Origin of the sequence: Flavobacterium endoglycinae (assembly GCF_017352115.1) — a bacterium.
In the GTDB taxonomy this organism is placed as follows: Bacteria; Bacteroidota; Bacteroidia; order Flavobacteriales; family Flavobacteriaceae; genus Flavobacterium; species Flavobacterium endoglycinae.
Map to the genome: position 1 here is coordinate 3,141,934 of NZ_CP071448.1, position 21,940 is coordinate 3,163,873.

Below are 21,940 nucleotides of genomic sequence, written 5' to 3' on the forward strand. Positions count from 1 at the left end.
ATTTTTTGAGCTTTCCAAAGTTGGAATTGGAATTTTATTCTTGGAATTTGCCTTTAGGCTCTTTCTGCTACAACAATATAATATCTCGGAGTGAAATATCTTAGTAAAGGTCTCAATCCAAACTTTTTTACAGGATGTGTAAACTGTAAACGGTCGGTGATTTTCCAGCCTGTTTTTTCTAGAAGCCAGTCTAATTGCCAATCTTCAAATTCATGATAATGCCTGTCCCACATATCCGTTTTAGAACGATATGCTGGTGAAAACCATAAACGTAACGGAATTGAAATTAACAATTTGTCACATTTTACATTTTGCAGAATGGTGTATGGGTTTAGTAAATGTTCGAAAATTTCAAAAGCCGTAAAAACAGTATATTCTTCCGTTTGCAAAGCAGTATGATCGTTGTCTAAATCTTCTCCTTTAGTATTTTTTACAGTATAACCATTTTCTTCCATTATTTTAGAAAACGGATTTGGAACTCCAAAATCAAAAATGGTTTCTGATGTGCTAACGTGCTTTTGTAAAAACTCTAAGGTAAGTTTGAATCTTTTATTCGGAAACGTTTTTTCGTACATAGTTAAGGCGAACGAACAATCTCTCGTTCTTGATTTTAATTAGGTCGCAAATATACTAAAAAAGTCCGCACCTTTTGGTACGGACTTTTTTTAGTTTTCAGTTTTCGGTCTCAGTTTTCAGTCCTAAAAAGCTGAATACTGCCAGTGTAAACTGTGACTGTATACTGCGACTAATATCGGTAAACAAAAGCATTAATGTTCATTCCCGCTCCTACTGAAGCAAAAATTATTACATCGCCTTTATTGATTTCCTGATTTTCGATTTTTCCTTGTAAAATCAAATCGAATAGAGTAGGAACGGTTGCAACACTGCTATTTCCTAAATCATGAATACTCATTGGCATAATATCTTTTGGAGGAGTTTTGTCGTAAAGTTTGTAGAACCGTTCGATAATGGCTTCGTCCATTTTTTCGTTTGCCTGGTGAATCAGGATTTTTTTCACTTCATCAATTGCAATTCCGCTTTTATCCAAACAGTTTTTCATCGCGCAAGGAACATTGCTTAAAGCAAATTCGTAAATTTTACGTCCGTACATTTTGATGTATTTAATGTCTGGATCTAAATCTGGATTGTATGATTTTCCGAAGAAAAGATAATTTGCTTCGTCGTTAGCAAAAGTGGCACTTTCGTAAGACAATAATCCTGCTTCGTCAGTTGATGCTTCTAAGATTGAAACTCCTGCTCCATCAGAATAAATCATTGAATCACGATCGTGATCGTCTACAACCCTTGATAAAGTTTCGGCACCAATTACCATTACCCTTTTTGCCATTCCAGATTTAATGAAAGCATTGGCTTGTAAAACGCCTTCAATCCAGCCTGGACAACCAAAAAGAATATCATAAGCCACACATTTAGGATTTCTGATTCCTAATTTGTTTTTAACGCGGGTTGCTAAACTTGGTAAAATATCAGTTTGATGTGTTCCCGTTTTTACATCACCGAAGTTATGAGCGAAAATAATGTAGTCTAAAGTTTCGGCATCTATTCCTGCGTTTTCAATTGCTTTTTGAGCGGCAAAAAAAGCTAAATCAGATGCGGTGTATTGAGGTTCGGCATAGCGACGATTTTGAATTCCGGTAATGCCTTTAAATTTTTTAATTACAACTTCATTAGGATAACCAAAAGGAGTTCCATCCTCATTTAAAAAAACATGTTTATCAAAATCTGTGTTTTTTACTTCTAAATTAGGAATGTAACTCCCAATACCAATAATTTTTATTTTCATTTTGCCCGTTAATTATCCGATAAATATATTGCTAATGTATAAATAATATTATGATAACTATCATAAAAAATAGTATGCGTGCATATAATTATGAAATAACAATTTTTTAGAAGATATATTGTGTTTCTTCTAATGATTTTTTAATATTTCCTAGATTTCAAACGATTGAAGCGAATTTTTTAATCTTGATTTTTTGAAAATTTTTCTACTTCTGAAAAATAATTTCACAAAAATCTAACAAAAAGTTATGTTTTTGTAAACCCGAATCTTCTTTATAGTATTGATCGCTTGAGAGATAGGAGCAAGCTGCCGAAGTTAAAAAAAAGTTTCAGGTTTCAAGTTGTCTACATAACCTGAAACGTGAAACGTGAAACAAAAAACAAAACCCGACAAATTTTTAAAATCTGTCGGGTTCTTAATATTAATAGAAAAACTAATTTTTAGTTTTCCATGTAAGCTTCAATAGGAGCACAGCTACAAAGTAAACTTATTGCTTGTAAATGATTAACGAGTATTTGAATTATTGTTCAAGACATCGAACGTAATATTTTGTTATATTTTTTCCATTATAATTTTTTTCGATAACCTTTTCAATAACATTATTATCTTTTGTAAACTGATCCAACTCGTTTTTTTTCTCTAATTGTATTAGCCAATCAGCCGATGGGACTTCTGCATTGTTAAATTTTACATTTATAAATTTATTATCTCTCAAGTAGTCACTCTTATGAAAAAAGCAATTATTAAAATTCACATTAAACATAGTGTTTTCAATAAAGGAGCATTTTGCAAAACGACAGCCGTGAAAAGCAGAATTTCTTATCTCTGTCTCAATTGCATACTTTAAATCATAAAGTTCATTAAATTCTGTGTTTTCAATGTTAGAATGCAAAAAATAAGTAAAGCCACTTAAGTCTTCTTGAAATATTATATTTTTAATATATCTAAAACGGTATTTGGAAAAAACAAACAAAAGACGATTTATATTATCATTAGTAACTATTCTGTTTTCCAAATTATAATTTGAATAAAATAAGAAATTCCAAAAAAGACTAAAGACTGATACTGCTTTTTCTATTATGCTTAATTGATTTTCTTTTTTTGAATATTCTAGTAAGAAATCATCTTCAGATAACTTATAAAAAATTTTTATTGATTGATTAAAAATTATTTTTTTTACTTCAATATTCTCATTTTCGATGATATAAGAAAGATTTTCATTTATGGCGCCACCAAATTCTTTTTGATCAACTAAATTATTTAGCATTTGGAAATATCTTTCTTTTGAAACATTTTCATATTCATCATCATCATCTTTTCTTAGTAGAAGATTTTTGTTTGCGTCCCACATGTATTCTGCTGTTAGATATTCCCAAAGAGAATTGTGAAAAAATTCAATTGCAGTATCTGTAGATTTATTGTTATTAGATTCTTGAAAATAAAAGCTAATTAATAAATATTTGTTGAGTTCTTTAATATCTTCTTTCGAATTAAAAATGTCTTCATTAAAGCATTTTTTTATAAAATTTTTAGTCGATTGTAAATCGGATAACTTGTCTAAAGTTATGTACAGATTTGGTGATTGATAAATTTCAAAAGCAATATTTTTGATATAAATTCTTAAATGTTTAGCATAAAGATTATAGTTGTCTTTAACAGCAGGCTTTATATAATCTAATTGCCCTCTTTGCTTATCCCAGCTTCTTTTCGCTAATGAATCAAATATTTTGTCATATATATTTGCTTTAGAATCTTTTTCTTCAATATTAATATCTGCCATAGAGATAAAATAGATAAGAACAGCTTGTTGCAATAACTCTTTAATATGACGATAATCGTATTCAGTTAAGATCGTTTCAATATTATTTAAAAATTTGTTTTGAGGATAGAATTTTTTATGCTTAATAGTGTATTCTCTAATCTGATCATCAGTTAATACATTTAATTGACATACTAATGATTTATCTAAACAAGGGTCATTTATTTTTAAATAGTTTAATCTTGAAGTTAAAATAATCTTTAAATTTTTATTTTGTTGTGCTGTTTTGTTAAGTCTGTCATAAAGATTTTTTAGATCATTATCATTTAACCCTCCTGCCATATATGCTTCATCTAAACCATCTAAAATTAATACACAGCTATCTGTTTCAAACGAAATGTTTTGATTTAGATATTTTGTTATAGTATTAAATGTATCATTAATAAAATCCTTAGCGATTAAATCTCTAATTTTTATAAAATAAAGAGGAGTCTCGGGTAGTCCATTATTAGTCTCTAAATAATCGTAAATAAGTTTATAGCAAAATGACGTTTTTCCTTGCCCTGGTTGCCCTAATAAAAATAACATATTATAATTCGTCTTTAGATCGCTATGCTTGTTTCCTTTTAAAAAATATTCATTTAGAAAACTATGAATAGAGATTTTAGATTTCGGTTCTGTAAAATATTCATAATTATCCTCAGTTCTAAAGTCAATATTGTTTTTGTAAATTTTAAAATATGGATCTATGTAGAGGTCTTTTAATGATTCTATGCATTCATCAATATCTGGTTGTAGAGGACTTGTGAAAAAGTTTTTTATATTTTGGTAATGAGATAATTGTAATTGAAATGGTTTGTTTTGTTCAAAAATCGGATTGCTAAAGAAAGTAATTAATTCCTGATAGTATTCAGTTTTTTCTTGAAATTCTTTTTGCAAATTATCTCTAAAAGTAATATAGTATTTATACTCGTAATTTTCAGGCATTTTAATCTTTAACTCGTCTACATTATTTTTGAAAATTTTAAAAGATTTTCTTAGATATGCAGGATTGTATTTTATTATATCTTCAAAAAAATCTTTTGTGAGGGTGACTTCTTGTTCGAAATAATTTTTAAGTGCAATTTCAAATTCAACAGATATAATCGAAAGCCCTGTTATTGTATTTAAAATTTCTTGACCTAACTCTTTTTTTAATTGTGTATTCGTCGTTTTAAATGTGTTGAATAAAAGAGAAAAAGCCTTCATTTCTTTTGAATCAGTTATTCCAACAACTTCGGTTATAGCGGTTCCTATATTGAAATCAAAAACATTTTTTACAGCTTCTTTAAAATTTAACTTTGTTGTGTAATCTGTACATTTTAATTTTATTTCCATTGATTTTTTGTTTTTTGGCTTGGTGTTATAAATGCAATTATACACAAAATAAAGTGTTAGATTAAATTTTTGTAAAAAAAACACCCCAATTCTGAATTTTCAGATTGGGGTATTTTTATATTTAAGAAAACTTATTTCTTAGTTTTCCATGTAAGCTTCAATAGGAGCACAGCTGCAAACTAAATTTCTATCACCGTAAGCATCATCTACACGACGAACAGATGGCCAGAATTTATTGTCAGCGATGTAGTCTAATGGGTAAGCTGCTTTTTCTCTTGAATAAGGGAAATCCCAAGCATCATTCGTTAGCATTGCTAATGTATGAGGTGCATTTTTCAATACATTGTTTTTATCGTCAGCTGTAGCTGTTTCAATTTCTTTTCTGATTGAAATAAGAGCATCGCAAAAACGATCTAATTCTGCTAAATCTTCAGATTCTGTAGGCTCGATCATTAAAGTTCCTGCAACTGGGAAAGAAACCGTTGGAGCGTGGAAACCGTAATCCATTAAACGTTTCGCAATATCACCAACTTCGATTCCGTTTTCTTTGAATGCACGGCAATCTAAAATCATTTCGTGAGCAGCTCTTCCGCATTCTCCAGTGTAAAGAATTGGGTAGTGACCTTCGAAACGGGCTTTCATGTAATTAGCATTTAATATTGCGTGTTCTGTAGCGCTTTTTAATCCTTCTGCTCCCATCATGGTGATGTAACCGTAAGAAATTAAACAAACTAAAGCAGATCCGTAAGGTGCAGATGAAATAGCAGTAATTGCTTGCTCACCACCAACTTTTAAGATTGGGTTTGTTGGTAAAAACGGAACTAATTTTTCGTTTACACAAATTGGTCCAACACCAGGTCCTCCGCCGCCGTGAGGAATAGCGAAAGTTTTGTGTAAGTTTAAGTGACAAACGTCAGCACCAATCGTAGCAGGATTTGTTAATCCAACCTGTGCGTTCATGTTGGCGCCGTCCATATATACTAATCCGCCGTTTTCGTGGATTAATTTTGTGATTTCGATAATTGAAGATTCGAAAACTCCGTGAGTAGAAGGATACGTTACCATTAAACAAGATAAATCATCTTTATGCTCAATTGCTTTCTCTCTTAAATCCTCTACGTCAATATTTCCTTCTGGAGTCGTTTTCGTAACAATGATTTTCATTCCAGCCATCGCTGCAGAAGCAGGGTTTGTTCCGTGAGCCGATGAAGGAATCAAACATACATTACGGTGACCTTCGTTTCTTGACATGTGGTAAGCACGAATTGCCATTAAACCAGCATATTCTCCTTGCGCTCCAGAGTTAGGCTGTAAAGTTGTTCCAGCAAATCCAGTAATTACATTTAATTGCTGCTCTAATTTTTTAAGCATTGTAATGTAACCTTCAGCTTGCTCAACCGGTGCAAACGGGTGAATGCTGTTCCAGTTTGGCATTGATAAAGGCAGCATTTCAGAAGCTGCGTTTAATTTCATTGTACAAGAACCTAATGAAATCATTGAGTGATTTAATGATAAATCTTTGCGTTCTAATTTTTTGATGTAACGCATCAACTGACTTTCTGAATGATGATTGTTGAAAACATCATGCGTTAAGAAAGAAGACGTTCTTTCTAAAGAAGCCGGTAACTGACTTGCCTCAGTTAATACAGAAACAGAAACCGTTTCTTTCCCTAAAGCTTCAGCAAAAATGGCAATAATTTGGTTGATGTCTGCAACAGAAGTTGTTTCGTTAAACGAAATAGAAATTGTATCAGCATCAACATAGAAGAAGTTTACTTCGTTTTTCTCAGCAACAGCTTTTACTTTTTGAGCATCTGCTTTTACTAAAATAGTATCGAAGTAAGCGGTGTTAGTTTGGTAAACTCCAATTTTATTTAAAGCTTCAGCAGTAGTAACCGCTGATGCGTGCACTTTGTTTGCAATGTATTTTAATCCTTTTGGACCGTGGTAAACAGCATACATTCCAGCCATAACTGCCAATAAAACTTGAGCAGTACAAATGTTTGAAGTTGCTTTTTCACGTTTAATGTGTTGTTCACGAGTTCCTAATGCCATACGCAAAGCACGGTTTCCGTTTGCATCAACAGAAACTCCAATGATACGGCCTGGCATAGATCTTTTGTACTCATCTTTAGTTGCAAAGTAAGCAGCGTGAGGACCACCGTAACCCATTGGTACACCAAAACGTTGTGTAGTTCCAACTACAACCGCAGCTCCCATTTCTCCCGGAGAAGTTAAAGTTGCTAGTGATAAAATATCAGCAGCAAAAGCTACTTTAATTTCATTTTCTTTTGCTTTAGCAACAAAATCACTGTAGTCGTTTACCTGCCCATATTTTCCTGGGTATTGTAAAATAGCTCCGAAGAATTCATTTGAAAAATCAAATGTTTGGTGGTTTCCAACCACTAATTCAATTCCGATTGGAGTTGAACGTGTTTGAAGAATAGATAAAGTTTGTGGTAGAATTTCTTCAGAAACGAAGAATTTATGTGTATTGTTTTTCTTTTGATCGCGAGTACGAACGTCAAATAATAAAGCCATAGCTTCAGCAGCTGCAGTTCCTTCATCTAATAATGACGCATTGGCAATTTCCATTCCGGTTAACTCAATAACTGTAGTTTGAAAATTCAAAATAGCTTCTAAACGACCTTGAGCGATTTCTGCTTGGTAAGGTGTGTAAGCGGTGTACCATCCCGGGTTTTCGAAGATATTTCTTTGAATTGGAGCCGGAACGATAGTTGGATGATAACCCAAACCAATATAAGACTTGAATACTTTATTTTTCTTTCCTAATTCCTGAATGTGATTTGCGAATTCATACTCAGTCATCGCAGGATCTAAATTCAAAGGTGCTTTTAAACGAATATCGTCCGGAAGGGTTTCGTAAACAAGTTGTTCAATTGAGTCAACTCCAATAGTTTTCAGCATGTGCTGAAGATCAGTTTCTCTTGGACCAATGTGTCTTAAAGCAAAAGCATCTGTTTTCATGTAGCTATTTAATGTTTAAATTGATGTGATTGTACAATCTCGTATCATACGAATCACATTTAAAAGTAAATGTGTTGTTTTTTGTGGCGCAAAATTAAGTATTATTAATAATTTAATAGGTATTTTTAACTTCAATTTTTATCAAATTTCTAACTAAAGAGTTGATTTGTTACTAATTGATTAGATTTGAGCTATGAAACTTCTAAAACAAATATTTGATTTTTATTTAAACAGCAGTATTCACGTGGCTTTTTCGTGTTATGCTTTGGTACAAATTACGTTTCATGTGTTTCATGTTCAGTATGATGAGTCGATGGCTTTGTTTGTTTTTTTTGGAACAATTGTAGGATATAATTTCGTAAAATATGATGCACTAGTTCGAGTGAAGAAAAAACCAATTGGAACTCAATTGAAAATTATTGCTGCTTTGAGTTTTATTTCTGTTGTTTTAGTCGGTTATTATTTTTTCCATCTTAAAAGAATTACGCAAATAGTTTCGGTTGTAATTTTTGCCATAACCGCACTTTATACATTGCCTTTTTTTCCAAATCGAAGAAATGCCAGAAACTGGGCAGGCGTAAAAATTTATATCGTAGCACTTTGCTGGGTTGGCGCTACTTTGGTTCTTCCGTTAATAAATGCCGAAGTTCCTTTTGCGATAGATTTCTTTATCAAATGTATTCAACGATTTGTTTTGGTTTTTGTACTGATTTTAGTTTTTGAAATTATAGATTTAGCCAATGACGATCCGCATTTGCAGACTGTTCCCCAGACCATAGGAGTTAAGAAAACCAAACTTTTAGGATTTCTATTATTGATTCCTTTTTGGTTTCTGGAAGTTTTTATTTCAACATTCAACATTCATGATGCCATTATCAATTTAATTATGGTAACTATGCTGATGTTGTTTATTGCTTTCGCTAATCCCAATCGTTCCAAATATTATACTTCTTTTTGGGTAGAAAGCGTACCGATTTTTTGGTGGCTGATGATTGCTTTTTTGAGATAAAACTATTTTGGGCGTGCCACCATTTAAAAAAGGCCTTAACAATCTTTGCGCGCATTAGGCCTTTCTTAAATGCTGTCGGGCTTTCGGCTATATCTTTTACTCCGCTCCGCTTCATAAAAGGATACCGCCTCGATCCCTCACGCAAGTGGGAAAGTGAGAAAGTATCATTTTCAAAAGAAATTAAACAGAATATTTAAAGAAACATAGCCAATGGTTTCAACCTTTGGGACGTTTTTGTTTTGTATTTCACAAGAATTTTGATAAGGTTTCCCAAAGATTGAAACCTTGGGCTATTTTTGAAATAGATTGTTTGAAAAATTGAATTTTTATTTGATTTTTTTGAATTGCCTCCAGCTTTAGCTGGAGGAGAAATTTAATCGATGTTTTGGGCTTTTACCAAAACTCAAGTTTGGCTAAAGCCAGATTGGAAGGATCTCTTTAACCTCCAGCTAAAGCTGGAGGCAATTCAAAAATCAATATTGCATTTCAGAAACCTCTTTTAAAACTTTATTTCTTTCCAAAAGAAAACTTGTCAAATGTCTTTTCAAAAACAAAACATCAAATAATTTTCCGAAGATTCCAAACGGAGTTTCATATTGTAATTTATCTTTCATGATTGTGATTCCATTTTCTTCTTCAAAAAAATGTTGATGTTTGAAAGATTCGAATTTGCCTTCTTCCATTTCATCCACAAAATAATCGTAAAGATTCATGGCGGTAATTCTACTTTTATGCGTAAGATAAAATCCAAAATGTTTACCACGCCAAGTCACAGTTTCGTTTAAATTGATTAAACCAGAAGTTATTCCCGCAATTGCTTTTTCTTTTGAAGGACTTGCAGATTTTTGATGAATGTCTATGTTTCTTGAGGCATCGAAAACGGTTTGTTTTGTTGCGTTTATTTTTGTGGTTAGATTTATTGAGGTCACGATTTTAGATTATTTAAGTCCCAGAGGGACGACATATTTATAGCAATAAAATTATGAGTAATTAGAGCCCAGCGGAGTGATATATCTATTTTAAAAAAAACATTTCGCTCCGCTGGAGCTTAACAAACGAATGTTATCGGATTCTATAAATATTTTGCTCCTCTGGAGTACAAAAAAAGCTTTCTAATTTTCCAAAAGTTTTTTTAATGAAGTAAATCTTCAAATGCCTCATCAATATTCCCAAACTTAAACTGAAACCCATTTTCTAAAAGTCGTTTCGGAATCACATTCCTGCTTTTCAAAACCAATTCGGTTTCGGTTCTAATAAAAAATGATCCAATTTCCAACAAAAATTTATTCAACGGAATTCCGAATGGAAAACCAACTGCCTTTCTTAGTTTCTGCATGAAATCTTTGTTTTGAATTGGTTCAGGAGAAACGACATTGATAACGCCGGTCATTTCTTTTTCAATACTAAAATCAACTGCATTGGCAAAATCTTCTTCATGAATCCAGCTCACAAACTGGTTTCCATTTCCTTGTTTTCCTCCAAAACCAATTTTTGCTAAAGTCTTTAATGGAACAAAAGCACCGCCGTTTTTTCCTAAAACAATAGAAGTGCGTAAAGCCGTTTTCAATGTTCTCGGAGTTTCAGTTTTAAAGAAAGCTTTTTCCCAAGACAAGGCCACATTTATAGAAAAATCATTTCCAATTTCTCCGTCAACTTCATCCATTTGTTTGTCTAATGAAAAACGATAAATAGTTGCTGTTGATGAATTCAGCCAATGTTTCGGCGGATTCTGGCAATTTAAAACCGCTTTGTTTAAAACTTTGGTGCTGTCAATTCTGGACCATAAAATTTCTTTTTTGTTTTCTTTGGTGTAACGGCAATCAACAGATTTTCCGGCAAGATTAATTAAAACCGTTGCGTTTTCTAATTCCTTTTCCCAGCCAGAAAATGTTTTGGCATTCCAGTTTACATATTTAATTCCGTTTTCTGTTTTTGATTTCCCTCGAGTGAGAATTACAATTTCATCAAATTTATTCTTGAAATGATTTACTAAAACCTGTCCGAGAAATCCAGTTCCTGCTGCTATAATGAGTTTTTTCATTTGTGTAATTTTTTTTTTCGCATGACCCGAGCGATATAGAACAGGCGAAGCAATTCAAGATTTTTTTTAATTTTCAATTCGTGAATTCGTGACGAATAATTTTAATGATTAAGCTTTAAAAACCAATCTTTCTTCACGTTGACTCTCTTTAGCTTTTCTTTTTCCTCTAAAAAAGAAATACAAATTGAAGAACAACATGATACCAAGATAAATAGAAAATCCTCCAATTTTATAACTTAAGTTTTCGATTAATTGCTGATAACTGTCTCTGCTTAATTGTAATTCTAAATCATTAAAGCAAAACCAATATTTAAAAGATAAAATCCCGTTTCGAAAAGTTTATTCGTAGCCTGAGCAATATCTTCTCTTCCTTTAAAAATGTCCAGCATAAATATTTTTCCATTTTTAAAAAGCGTTTTAGAAACGTAATAAGTTAAAAACAAAGCAACTGGTAAATAAATGCTATAACCGATTAAGATTTTTGTAGTTTCCATGATATTTAATTTTAGTTGTTACTTGATTAATTTTTGAATGTATTTTGTAATAAGTACAATGTTGAGGTAATGCAAAACTGATATAATAAAAATGATAAGAGAAGTTTTAGATCCAATGGTTTCGATTAATTGGGTGATGGAGATTATTTTTTGCCAGGATATTAAAGTCATGGCACAATAGCCAATATTTAAAAGATAATACGCCATCAGTAAAACCTGATTTATTTTTTGACAGATATCTGCATGATTCGGAATTAATTCTGAAACGTAGATGTTTCCATTTTTATAACAGATTTTCCCAACCTTTAGAATTATTAGAATCGTAATAATGAGGTAGATAAAATATCCAATAACGTTGAAGTTCATAATTTCTTTTTTGATTATAAATAATAAATGTCAGGAAGAATACTATAACTATTGTTGTTTTTAAACTTTCAGAAATAATTGAAAGTAAAAATTAAATTTTTTTATTTCATCATTTTGATAACCAGTTTTCCCAACCAGTTATCATTAAACTCAGTCATTTTGTCCAGCATATTGTCGGCTTTTAAAACAAAATCATACAATTTGGAAGTTTGATCTACGAAGTGTTTTTCTTCTGCTGAATCTTTTACTTCTATAGTCGAAACTTCTTTTAAAATTTTAAGAGTCGGTTTGATTTCTCTTTTACTTCTTTCTCGCGAAATTTTTACGGCCAATTCATCTAAATCTTTTTCGGCAGTAAAGAATTCTTTTCTTTCGCCTGCTTTAAATTCTTTATATACAATTCCCCAATCCATTAAAGCTCTTAAGTTCATGCTGGCGTTACCACGGGAAATTTGCAATTCTTCCATAATGTCTTCCATCGAAACAGCTTCGTTGGATACCATTAATAAAGCGTGGATCTGTGCCATCGTTTTATTAATACCCCATTGAGAACCCAATGCTCCCCAAGTTTGAACGAATTTATTTTTTGCTTCTTTGTAATCCATAGTTCAAATGTAATAAAAGTTTTTAAACTTTCAAAAATAATTGAAAGTTTGATTACGGATATTGTTTTTGAAATCAATTCATTGTAAGAATAGTTTTATGTATGTATTTTAAGTATTTCATTCATAATATTTTATGTTTCATGACAATTTTTTTATTCATGTAGGAATTGTAATATAATTTTGAAATAGAAAATATAATAAGCCGGTCCAAATCTATTTTCAACTTAACTTATGTGGAGCAGAACCCACTTTAAAAAACGAGGCGGAATCTGAAAAGCCTTATGAGTAAGAGCCAAAAACAAAATTATCATGTCTAGAAATAAGATTATAAACGTGAATATCATTATCGACTCTAGTCGTTTAATAAATGATTTTCCATCGCCAAGTAAAGATCAGAACAACCCAACAGGGATTGGACATAATTATCAATTTATGGTAGTTTCTGATACAGCAAATATTAGCGGACAAGGAACAGGCGATTTAAGTATCCTTGCTAATCAAGGAGATGTTGTTCGTTTTTATGCAACTTCTGAATACAATAACTATGATAATCCGGTGATTTTATACAAGCTTTTCAAGTTTGGCGGAGACAATGTATTTCAAAATCCAAACTTTGAACTTCAAAATTTTCCAGGTGTAGACATTGTAGTTCCAACTAGTTTTAATCCACTTGTAACAGCACAATCTACTCAAAATTTCTGGTTTGCTCAGAATACTGTAAATGCAAAAGGTACTGAAAATTACGGATTGCAGTTTGCATTGTACGATTCAGATTTAAATCTGTACGGCTATTTTAGCTGGGATCCAGCCATTACGGCTCAGTAATTAATTTAAAAAAAGGTTCTGTCATACGGCAGAACCTTTTTAATCTTAAAACGAAATAGAATTATGTCTAAAAATAAAATTATAAACGTTAACATCATTATTGATACCAGTCGTATAATGAGTGATTACGGAGATCCAAGCACAGATCAGGAAAATCCCACTCTAATTGGGAGTAATTATCAGTTTATGGTAGCTTCTGGTCATGCTGGTTTGAGCGGACAAGGAACGGGAAATCTAAATATTGGTGCGAAACAGGGAGATGTGGTTCGTTTTTATGCGACTTCTGAATATAACAATTTTGATAATCCAGTGGTTTTATATGAATTAGACAATTTTGGTAAAGATCGTATTTTTAAAAACCCCGATTTTACTCTTGAGAATTTCCCCGATGCTGATGTCGTTGTTCCTGATGAATTTAATCCTTTGGAAGTTGAATCATCAACACAGAATTTTTGGTTTGCCCAAAATACAGTTCAAAAAAAAGGAAAGCAAGATTATGGTTTACGATTTGCTTTGTACGATTCCGATCTAAAACTTTTTGGCTTCTTTGGTTGGAAACCTGTTGTTGTTGCTTTTTAAGATTGAATCAACAGAATATAAACAACTTTCAATATGCAAATTTATATTATCATAGAAACTTCTCTTTTATTGAGGGAATATTCCACTCCCAGTCTTGAGAAGAATGAACCTACTTTAATTTCTGAAGAATATGTCTGTATAGTTAAAGCAGGATATTCAGATAGAATAGAGGAACTGAAAAAGAATGTGGTAAAATTCAAAAAAGAAGCTGTAGATGAGATCAATTTTCATTTGGTTTCTGAGAGTGCCAATTTTGATAATACTATATTGGTATATGATTTAAAAGAATATGGAAATAGCAGCATTCTCGAGCAAATTCAAATTTCACATGAATCTGTTGAGACTATTATTCCAACACATTTTGATCCGCTTGAAACGACCAAAGAAAAACGAACTTTTTCAATTCACAGAAATAAAATTTTAAATACTGGTGAAAGCGAATACGGCATTCATTTTGGTGTTTTCAATTATGATTTTACCCCTCAGGGATTTTTTGAACTTCGCCTGAATTTCTCAATAGAGTAAACTTGTTTTTATAGAGAAACAAGTGTTTTTACCTGCCAAAATTTCTAATGTCATTCTTCTCCTTTTTCGTGTCAAAGAATTTCTACTTCATAACATTTTTTTACTAAAGTCTATCTGTAAGATATAGTTTTGAAGTATAAATAAACCCAGAAACTCTTTTTAAATATTCCCTCAAGTATTTAAATAGGAGAACAAATCAAATAAGTGGAGCAGAACCCACAAGAAAAAACGAGGCGGACCCGAAAAGCCTTATGAGTAGGAAACCCAAAAACAAAAAGTTATGTCAGATCTATTAGCAGGTGCTTATTTAGCAAAAGGCACAATTGGAAATGTTGGAACACCAGGTGCTCCAATCGCATCATTTAGTTTAGTTGTTGTACCATCACAAAATTCTGTTTCTGGTACAGTAGTAATTACTCAGGCTATAAGTGGTCCTGATGGTCATATTGTGGTTCCAGTAACTGGAAAAATATATGCAACAGGATTTGGACAATTTACTCAAGTGGTAAGTTTACAAGGACAATATGTTCACACTTTTCCTCCACCAGCAATTGGTGCTTTCTTAGCAAATTTTGATGCTCATCTAGCTATCGACGGTTCATGGAATGGTACAGGTGGTTTTTCATACTACCAGCACGATATCGAAAATGTACCGGTAAAAGCTGCAGCAAATTTACAAGCAGAGTTGGTATAATAAAAAGCCCCCAAATTAAACAACTCCAAAATCGAAACAGTTAGGATTTATTAAGGTTTCCTGATTTGGTTACAGTTTTGATTTAAAGGGCCGTCTTTTTCGACGGCCTTTTTTACTATAACATTCTCTCTGTTTTGTTTCTCCTAAAAACAATCAAAAACAAATGAAAAGAAAACCCATTATCATCAGTTTATTAGTTCTTTTTCTAATAGCTGCTGCAGTTATATTTTTTCTGAACAAAGAAAAAATAATAAACAAATTTGGAACTTCTTCTGGATATGCTTCGGCAGCACCATCTGCACCCTGCGAATGCGAAGACAGCTGGTTTCCTCATGAACAAACTCCTGCACCGAAAGAAGGTGACGGAAGTCCGTTTGATGTTCCAAGTACAACCAATTGTATTTTCCATCAGTGGTCATGGCAGAAATTTTTATGGTTGACAAAACCTGTAAACGGACAACCTTTATTTTTAGATTCACTTGATGTTGTAAGTCCAGAAATGGCACCAGTTGCCCCTCAATTAGGTTTGAAATTAGTTTTAAGTTCAATTAATCAGGCTGGACCGGAAGGAATTTTAGTGTCTAATCCTAAATTTGTTCCTGGCAAAAAAGCAGGAGATACCGTGTATTATTCTATTCATATGAATAAAATATTGTTTGATAAAGCAGTACATGCAGCGTCTGACATTAACAGTGGAAAAACTCCTTATTCTAATTTAGAAACATTTCCAGTTGGTTCACTTGAATTAAAAGTTTCATGGATCAGTACCGATGCAATTCCTCAAAGTAAAATTGCAGATTATTTTGTAACAAAAGCAGCTGTTAAAAACAGCAAAGGTCAATATGTTGCAAAATCGATGGCATTACTTGGAATGCACGTTGTTGGTGTGGTCAAAAATCATCCTGAGTTTATCTGGGCAACTTTTGAACATAAAGGAATGGCACCAGTTTACGATTGGAAAAATAATTCTGTGACTTCTGTTGACGAGACTTTATTTTATGAAAAAGGAACAACTTCAGGATTAAAAGGAATCACTTATAACGACAGTATTCAACAACCATTAACACCAACCAAAGCGTTTGTTTTATATGAATATGGTGTGCCGAAAGTTTTAGGATCTAATGATTTTATGAAAACTAGTCAGTCTGAACCTGTAAATATTGATAATATTGAAACGATCAATAAATGCGTGCAGTCTAAATTAAAAGACGTTTTTAAAAATTATTTCTACAACGGATCTATTTGGCTAGATACAGATGGAATGTCTGCAGAACAGCAGGCTAAAATGATTGTAAAAAGCAAAATTTCGAGTGTACTTCCTGACTCATTAGCAAGAGGTTCTTCCAATTTGGCTAATATTACGATGGAAACTTATACTCAAACCTTTAAGAGCGATGTACATGATATTAATGCTGGAAATTTAGTAAATTGCTTTACCTGTCATCAATCTCAAAACTTTGATAAATCCCGAGGTATCGGAAAATCACCTCTATATTTAAGTCATGTTTTTGAATCTTATTTATACACTACGAAACCTAAAACAACAGCTAAAAATGCTAATACCAAAACGGATCGTATTAAGGAAACAAAAACACTTAAGCTTAAACAATTTAAAGAGTTTGTTCGTGATAATAAATAAATTGTTAATTATAAAAAGTTTATCACAGAAAGGCCGAAGCATCTGCTTCGGCTTTTCAATTATGTAAAGCCCTTAACGATTAAACTAATTATAAAGTTATGTTAATTGAGAGCCTGAATTTTACATTAAGTAATGAGAAGGATATTTTTGTAAAAATCACATTTTATGGAATTATACTACACATTTTCGGTACTAATCGTACTAGCTTCTTTCTTCGCCTATTTAAATTTAAGATTTTTAAAACTTCCAGGAACAATCGGAATCATGATTATTGCCATGTTGGTTTCTGTTGGAATTCGTCTGTTGGGAGATTCTTATTTTCCAGCAACCACCAAACATTTTTTTGATTTAATCAAACAATTTGATTTCAATGAAATTTTAATGGGAGCCATGCTGAACTTTCTTTTGTTTGCGGGAGCTCTTCATGTAAACATATCCGATCTTAAAGAACAAAAAGTACCTATTATGATTTACTCTACCGTTAGTGTAGTGTTATCAGCTATAATTATTTCTTTACTGCTTTATTATATAGCACCGCTTTTAGGTATAAAAATCCCTTATGTATTCTGTTTGGTTTTTGGAACCTTAATTTCTCCAACCGATCCAATCGTGGTTTTGGGAGTTTTAAAAGAAGCAAAAGTTCCGAAAAGAATCGAAACCAAAATTGTTGGGGAATCCTTGTTTAATGATGGAGTAGCAGTAGTAATGTTTGCGGTTGTTTTAAAAATGGCCACCGATCCCACATTTGATGTTAGTTTTGGATCTATTGCCTGGCTTTTCGCCAAAGAAGGAATCGGCGGACTTTTATTAGGAGCCGTTTTCGGATTTACAGCTTCAAGAGTCATGAAGAAAGTTGATGATTATAAAGTTTCTGTTTTAATCACGCTTTCTATCGTAACGGGAGGTTTTTTAGTTGCACAAGCATTACATGTTTCTAGTCCGCTAGCAATGGTTGTTGCTGGATTGATTATTGGAAATTACGGTAAAAAAGTTGCGATGAGCGAAGTGACTAAAGACTATTTAGGAAAGTTTTGGGAACTGATTGATGAGATCTTAAATGCTGTTTTATTTCTTTTTATTGGATTTGAATTGTTGTTACTTCCAGATTTGAACAAGCAATTGCTAACAGGTTTTGTAGCAATTTTTATTGTATTGTTTTCAAGATTAACTTCAATAGTTTTGCCATGGAAATTCTTCGATATCTTTAAGTTCTTCCGAATTAAATCGGCTTACAACAAAGGTTCTTTGATGGTTTTAGTTTGGGGAGGAATCCGTGGTGGAGTTTCTATTGCGTTAGTGCTTTCTATGCCGGAAGGAGAATATAAAAACTTACTTTTAGAGGTGACTTATATTGTTGTTTTATTCTCAATTGTAGTTCAAGGATTGACAGTTGGGAAATTAGCAAAACGAGTTTTGGAGAAAGAGTAAAAGAAAATAGATTAAAGAAAATAGAGAAAAGAGAAAAGAGTAAAGAAAATAGAGAAAAGAGAAAAGAAGAAAGATTTTTTCTTTGTCATTAAATTATTAACTGAAAACCCTGTAATTTTTTTTCAGGGTTTTTTTATATTTTTTTGTGATTGAGTATTTTAAGCTTTTAAGTTTATTTATTTTGAAAGATTTTTCTTAATTTTAGCCAATAAGTTATTTTGTAACTAAATTGTAGTTGCATAATGAGGATTTAATGATAAATTTGTATGAGTAAAATTGATAAACTTATTGAAAGGTTGAAATCAAGACCAAAAGATTTTTCTTGGGATGAAATGCTGAAAGTGCTACATCATTTTGGTTATAATCAGATCTCACAAGGAAAAACAGGTGGATCAAGAAGGAAATTTGTAAATGAAAATAAACAGATTATAAGTCTACACGAACCACATCCACAAAAAGTTTTGAAAGGGTATCAGCTTGATATTATTATTGAATATTTAGAATTGTAATATGAAAAACTATTTAGAATATAACGGATATATTGGTACATTAGAATTTTCTGCAGATGATAAAATATTCTTTGGAAAAATTCATGGGATAACTGATTTAGTAACTTTTGAAGGTTCTTCGGTGACTGAATTGGAAGAGTCTTTTAAAGAAGCTGTTGAAGATTATTTAGGAACTTGTAAATTATTAAATAAAGTTCCAGATAAAACGTATAAAGGATCTTTTAATGTACGTGTATCACAAGAATTGCATCAAAAAATAGCGCTGTTGGCAGTTAAAAAAGGATTAAATTTAAATGAAATTGTAAAAGAAGCAATATCTTATATTGTAAAACATGAAGAGGTTTTAAACTAAAAAAGCTAAAGATTTTTTATCGTTTATCATCTTTCGAATAATTAGATTCTCCATTTATATTAATTTCTCTGCCTAAAAACTTCGGCTCGCGATTTCTTAAAACATCAAAAAAGGATTTACATCTTGAAAGGCATTCTCTAAACTGGACATAATTATAACCTAAATATTCTCCTTTATTTGCAGAATATCCAGCTGATTTTATTCCCAATTTATTTCCTATGTAAATCGCGCGGTTTAAATGGTATTTCTGAGAAATCAAAGTAGCTCTTTTGATTTTAAAAATATGTTTTGCCCGATACATTGTCGAATAGGTATCGAAACCAGCATAATCAATAAAAATTTTTGTAGTGTCAACTCCGTGCGAGTAACAATAATTCTTCATTACAGTCAATTCATCATATTCTTCACGACCATTATCTCCAGAAAGCAGAATTTTATTGATGCGTTTTGTTTTCCAAAGCAGGATTCCGGCATCAAGTCGGTCTTTTAAATATTTGCTTGGCTGATTGCCATTAATTCCAGCGCCAAAAATAATTCCAACATCATTCTTTGGAAACTTTTTAGCGGAATAATAAATCTTAGTTTTAGTTGAAGAAACCACATAATAATTTACAGAAACAACCGTAACCAATCCGATAATGACAAGATAAAGTGCTATTTTAAAATATTTTTTCAAAATGTATTTTGTAAGATTAAGATTTAAAAATACTAATATAGTTAGACAAAATCAAATAAAAAAACCGAAGCAAAAAGCTTCGGTTTAATCTAAATTTATTGGGTAAAGAATCTTAATCTAAATTCAGAAATTTAAAATTATAAAAGTCCTGCTCTCTTCAACAAAGCTTCAGGTTTTGGTTCCTGGCCTCTGAAACGTTTGTATAAAGTCATTGGATGTTCTGTTCCTCCTTTTGAAAGAACATTGTCTTTGAATTTTTTAGCGATTTCTTCATTGAAAATTCCATTTTCATGGAAATATTCAAAAGCATCTGCATCTAGAACTTCTGCCCATTTGTAGCTGTAATATCCAGAAGAATATCCACCTTGGAAAATATGAGAAAAAGCAGTACTCATTGCGTTTTCTTTTACATCTGGATACAATTGCGTGTTGGCAAATTGTTCGGTTTCGAAAGTTTTCAAATCTGTAATATTGGTTGGATCTTGTCCGTGCCAAGCCATATCTAACAATCCGAAACTTAACTGACGCAATGTTGCCAATCCTTCTTGGAAACTTGCACTTTCTTTAATTTTCTGAACATACTCAATCGGAATAATTTCTCCCGTTTCGTAATGGTTTGCGAACAAAGCCAAAGCTTCTGGTTCGTAACACCAGTTCTCCATAATCTGGCTTGGTAATTCTACAAAGTCCCAATAAACAGAAGTTCCAGATAAACTTGGATAAACCGTATCAGCTAACATTCCGTGTAATCCGTGACCAAATTCGTGGAATAAAGTCGTTACCTCGTTAAAAGTCAATAAGGAAGGTTTTGTTTCGGTTGGTTTTGTAAAGTTGCAAACGTTCGAAATATGCGGTCTTTCGTTTACACCATCTTTTACATATTGCGATTTGAATGAAGTCATCCAAGCGCCGTTTCTTTTTCCTTTTCTAGGGAAAAAATCAGCATAGAAAATCGAAACTAAATTATTATCAGCATCACGAACTTCATAAGTTGTTACTTCTTCGTGGTATTTATCGATATCAAAAACTTCGGTAAACGTTAAACCGTACAATTTTTTAGCCACTGTAAAAGCACCTTCTAAAACTTTTTCTAATTGGAAATAAGGTTTTAGTTTTTCATCATCTAAATTAAAAAGCTGTTGTTTTAATTTTTCAGAATAATAAGCGCCGTCCCATTTTTCTAATTTCTCAATTCCGTGCAACTCTTTTGCGAAAGCGGTTAATTCTGCAAATTCTTTTTGAGCAGCAGGTTTTGCTTTTGCCAGTAAATCATTCAAGAAAGAAAATACTTTTTCTGGACTTTCGGCCATTCTTTCTTCCAAAACAAAATGAGCGTGCGTTTTATAACCCAGTAAATTGGCTCTTTCATGACGCAATTTCGCAATCTTTAAAACATTTTCCTCGTTATTGAATTCATTTTTCTGAAAACCTTTTGCGCCAAAAGCAATGGCCATTTTTTTGCGTAATTCACGATTATCAGCATAAGTTAAAAACGGAACGTAGCTTGGATGATCTAAAGTAAAAATCCAGCCTTCTTTTTCTTGGTTTTTGGCTAATAATCTAGCCGCTTCGATTGTGCCTTCTGGCAAACCTGAAAGATCTTTTTCATCTGTTAAATGCAATTCGAAATTGTTGGTTTCTGCCAAAACATTTTCGCCAAACTGTAAACTCAATTTCGATAATTCTTTGTCGATTTCTCTTAACTGATTTTTCTTGTCTTCTGGTAAATTCGCTCCGTTTCTAGAAAAACTTTTGTATTTTTTATCTAATAAAGTCGTTTGCTCTGGGTTGAGGTTCAAACTTTCTTTTTGATCGTAAACTGCTTTTACGCGTGCAAACAATTCCGCATTTAGGCGAATGTCATTTCCAAATTCAGAAAGCCAAGGCGAAACTTCCTGCGCAATTTTCTGCATTTCGTCATTCGTTTCAGCCGAATTTAAATTGAAGAAAATACTAGAAAGACGATCTAAAATGTCGCCCGAATAATCCATTGCGACAATTGTGTTTTCAAAAGTTGGCGCGTCTGGATTATTTACAATCGCATCAATTTCGGCTTTAGCCAAAGCAATCCCTTCCTGAAAAGCAGGAACGTAATCTTCGATTTTAATCTGCGAAAAAGGCGCGGTGTTATGTTTGGTATTGAAATATTGTGTTAATACGCTCATGTTGTAGATTTTTGTCCTGCAAGGTTTTCAAAACCTTGTAGGTATTTTTGAAGTATTCTAATTTTTGATTGCAATAATCAAACCTACAAGGTTTTGAAAACCTTG

19 protein-coding genes and 1 pseudogene are annotated in these 21,940 nt (G+C 32.2%); 9 read left to right on the forward strand and 11 right to left on the reverse strand.

Annotation, left to right across the window (positions count from 1 at the left end):
* Positions 1 to 53: 53 nt before the first annotated feature.
* The 4 genes from J0383_RS13765 to gcvP form a co-directional block, all read right to left on the reverse strand.
* Positions 54 to 575, reverse strand: a complete 522-nt coding sequence (locus tag J0383_RS13765; RefSeq protein ID WP_207294609.1) for a methyltransferase — start codon at positions 573 to 575, stop codon at positions 54 to 56.
* Between the two features lie 170 nt (positions 576 to 745).
* Complete coding sequence (locus J0383_RS13770; protein ID WP_207294610.1) at positions 746 to 1,804, reverse strand: 3-oxoacyl-ACP synthase III family protein; 1,059 nt, start codon at positions 1,802 to 1,804, stop codon at positions 746 to 748.
* Between the two features lie 520 nt (positions 1,805 to 2,324).
* Positions 2,325 to 4,940 (reverse strand): NACHT domain-containing protein, encoded by a 2,616-nt coding sequence (locus J0383_RS13775; protein WP_207294611.1) that lies wholly within the window; start codon positions 4,938 to 4,940, stop codon positions 2,325 to 2,327.
* A gap of 138 nt (positions 4,941 to 5,078) precedes the next feature.
* Positions 5,079 to 7,928, reverse strand: coding sequence for an aminomethyl-transferring glycine dehydrogenase (gene gcvP / locus J0383_RS13780; protein ID WP_207294612.1), 2,850 nt, complete (start codon positions 7,926 to 7,928; stop codon positions 5,079 to 5,081).
* Between the two features lie 193 nt (positions 7,929 to 8,121).
* Here gcvP and J0383_RS13785 point away from each other — a divergent pair, with 193 nt between their 5' ends.
* Positions 8,122 to 8,937 carry a hypothetical protein gene (locus tag J0383_RS13785; protein ID WP_207294613.1) on the forward strand — a complete coding sequence of 272 codons (816 nt, stop codon included), beginning with the start codon at positions 8,122 to 8,124 and terminating at the stop codon, positions 8,935 to 8,937.
* Positions 8,938 to 9,410: 473 nt separating this feature from the next.
* Here the strand turns inward: J0383_RS13785 and J0383_RS13790 are convergent, their stop codons facing one another.
* The 5 genes and pseudogenes from J0383_RS13790 to J0383_RS13810 form a co-directional block, all read right to left on the reverse strand.
* Positions 9,411 to 9,866 (reverse strand): SRPBCC family protein, encoded by a 456-nt coding sequence (locus J0383_RS13790; RefSeq protein WP_207294614.1) that lies wholly within the window; start codon positions 9,864 to 9,866, stop codon positions 9,411 to 9,413.
* Between the two features lie 203 nt (positions 9,867 to 10,069).
* Positions 10,070 to 10,978, reverse strand: coding sequence for a TIGR01777 family oxidoreductase (locus J0383_RS13795; RefSeq protein WP_207294615.1), 909 nt, complete (start codon positions 10,976 to 10,978; stop codon positions 10,070 to 10,072).
* Positions 10,979 to 11,086: 108 nt separating this feature from the next.
* A pseudogene (locus J0383_RS13800) lies at positions 11,087 to 11,472 on the reverse strand (hypothetical protein).
* An 18-nt stretch (positions 11,473 to 11,490) separates the two neighbouring features.
* On the reverse strand, positions 11,491 to 11,838 hold the full coding sequence (locus tag J0383_RS13805; RefSeq protein WP_207294616.1) for a hypothetical protein: 348 nt from the start codon (positions 11,836 to 11,838) through the stop codon (positions 11,491 to 11,493).
* A gap of 101 nt (positions 11,839 to 11,939) precedes the next feature.
* A complete protein-coding gene (locus tag J0383_RS13810; RefSeq protein ID WP_207294617.1) occupies positions 11,940 to 12,443 on the reverse strand; it encodes a GbsR/MarR family transcriptional regulator in 504 nt (167 codons plus the stop codon).
* 309 nt (positions 12,444 to 12,752) lie between these two features.
* On the opposite strand from J0383_RS13810, the gene J0383_RS13815 reads away from it, so the two are divergent.
* The 8 genes from J0383_RS13815 to J0383_RS13850 all read left to right on the forward strand — a co-directional run bounded on the left by J0383_RS13815 (position 12,753) and on the right by J0383_RS13850 (position 18,994).
* Positions 12,753 to 13,268 (forward strand): inclusion body family protein, encoded by a 516-nt coding sequence (locus tag J0383_RS13815; RefSeq protein ID WP_207294618.1) that lies wholly within the window; start codon positions 12,753 to 12,755, stop codon positions 13,266 to 13,268.
* A gap of 63 nt (positions 13,269 to 13,331) precedes the next feature.
* Complete coding sequence (locus tag J0383_RS13820) at positions 13,332 to 13,847, forward strand: AidA/PixA family protein (protein ID WP_207294619.1); 516 nt, start codon at positions 13,332 to 13,334, stop codon at positions 13,845 to 13,847.
* 33 nt (positions 13,848 to 13,880) lie between these two features.
* Entirely contained in the window at positions 13,881 to 14,372 is a 492-nt protein-coding gene (locus J0383_RS13825) for an AidA/PixA family protein (protein WP_207294620.1), read from the forward strand.
* Positions 14,373 to 14,652: 280 nt separating this feature from the next.
* Positions 14,653 to 15,066 carry a DUF1842 domain-containing protein gene (locus J0383_RS13830; RefSeq protein ID WP_207294621.1) on the forward strand — a complete coding sequence of 138 codons (414 nt, stop codon included), beginning with the start codon at positions 14,653 to 14,655 and terminating at the stop codon, positions 15,064 to 15,066.
* Positions 15,067 to 15,229: 163 nt separating this feature from the next.
* On the forward strand, positions 15,230 to 16,705 hold the full coding sequence (locus J0383_RS13835) for a hypothetical protein (RefSeq protein ID WP_207294622.1): 1,476 nt from the start codon (positions 15,230 to 15,232) through the stop codon (positions 16,703 to 16,705).
* Between the two features lie 165 nt (positions 16,706 to 16,870).
* The gene (locus tag J0383_RS13840) at positions 16,871 to 18,133 is read left to right on the forward strand and encodes a cation:proton antiporter (protein WP_207294623.1); all 1,263 of its coding nucleotides are present in this window, start codon (positions 16,871 to 16,873) and stop codon (positions 18,131 to 18,133) included.
* A gap of 266 nt (positions 18,134 to 18,399) precedes the next feature.
* Positions 18,400 to 18,642, forward strand: coding sequence for a type II toxin-antitoxin system HicA family toxin (locus J0383_RS13845; protein WP_207294624.1), 243 nt, complete (start codon positions 18,400 to 18,402; stop codon positions 18,640 to 18,642).
* Position 18,643: 1 nt separating this feature from the next.
* Positions 18,644 to 18,994, forward strand: coding sequence for a type II toxin-antitoxin system HicB family antitoxin (locus J0383_RS13850; RefSeq protein WP_207294625.1), 351 nt, complete (start codon positions 18,644 to 18,646; stop codon positions 18,992 to 18,994).
* 16 nt (positions 18,995 to 19,010) lie between these two features.
* On the opposite strand, the gene J0383_RS13855 is transcribed toward J0383_RS13850, so the two are convergent.
* Complete coding sequence (locus tag J0383_RS13855; protein ID WP_207294626.1) at positions 19,011 to 19,670, reverse strand: SanA/YdcF family protein; 660 nt, start codon at positions 19,668 to 19,670, stop codon at positions 19,011 to 19,013.
* Positions 19,671 to 19,807: 137 nt separating this feature from the next.
* Entirely contained in the window at positions 19,808 to 21,835 is a 2,028-nt protein-coding gene (locus J0383_RS13860; protein WP_207294627.1) for a M3 family metallopeptidase, read from the reverse strand.
* Positions 21,836 to 21,940 lie beyond the last annotated feature (105 nt).

Bases quoted from the DNA above. Each gene is read 5' to 3' on its own strand.
- J0383_RS13765 (WP_207294609.1), bottom strand. From the start codon at position 575: ATGTACGAAAAAACGTTTCCGAATAAAAGATTCAAACTTACCTTAGAG.
- J0383_RS13770 (WP_207294610.1), bottom strand. From the start codon at position 1,804: ATGAAAATAAAAATTATTGGTATTGGGAGTTACATTCCTAATTTAGAA.
- J0383_RS13775 (WP_207294611.1), bottom strand. From the start codon at position 4,940: ATGGAAATAAAATTAAAATGTACAGATTACACAACAAAGTTAAATTTT.
- gcvP (WP_207294612.1), bottom strand. From the start codon at position 7,928: ATGAAAACAGATGCTTTTGCTTTAAGACACATTGGTCCAAGAGAAACT.
- J0383_RS13785 (WP_207294613.1), top strand. From the start codon at position 8,122: ATGAAACTTCTAAAACAAATATTTGATTTTTATTTAAACAGCAGTATT.
- J0383_RS13795 (WP_207294615.1), bottom strand. From the start codon at position 10,978: ATGAAAAAACTCATTATAGCAGCAGGAACTGGATTTCTCGGACAGGTT.
- J0383_RS13805 (WP_207294616.1), bottom strand. From the start codon at position 11,838: ATGAACTTCAACGTTATTGGATATTTTATCTACCTCATTATTACGATT.
- J0383_RS13810 (WP_207294617.1), bottom strand. From the start codon at position 12,443: ATGGATTACAAAGAAGCAAAAAATAAATTCGTTCAAACTTGGGGAGCA.
- J0383_RS13815 (WP_207294618.1), top strand. From the start codon at position 12,753: ATGTCTAGAAATAAGATTATAAACGTGAATATCATTATCGACTCTAGT.
- J0383_RS13820 (WP_207294619.1), top strand. From the start codon at position 13,332: ATGTCTAAAAATAAAATTATAAACGTTAACATCATTATTGATACCAGT.
- J0383_RS13825 (WP_207294620.1), top strand. From the start codon at position 13,881: ATGCAAATTTATATTATCATAGAAACTTCTCTTTTATTGAGGGAATAT.
- J0383_RS13830 (WP_207294621.1), top strand. From the start codon at position 14,653: ATGTCAGATCTATTAGCAGGTGCTTATTTAGCAAAAGGCACAATTGGA.
- J0383_RS13835 (WP_207294622.1), top strand. From the start codon at position 15,230: ATGAAAAGAAAACCCATTATCATCAGTTTATTAGTTCTTTTTCTAATA.
- J0383_RS13840 (WP_207294623.1), top strand. From the start codon at position 16,871: ATGGAATTATACTACACATTTTCGGTACTAATCGTACTAGCTTCTTTC.
- J0383_RS13845 (WP_207294624.1), top strand. From the start codon at position 18,400: ATGAGTAAAATTGATAAACTTATTGAAAGGTTGAAATCAAGACCAAAA.
- J0383_RS13850 (WP_207294625.1), top strand. From the start codon at position 18,644: ATGAAAAACTATTTAGAATATAACGGATATATTGGTACATTAGAATTT.
- J0383_RS13860 (WP_207294627.1), bottom strand. From the start codon at position 21,835: ATGAGCGTATTAACACAATATTTCAATACCAAACATAACACCGCGCCT.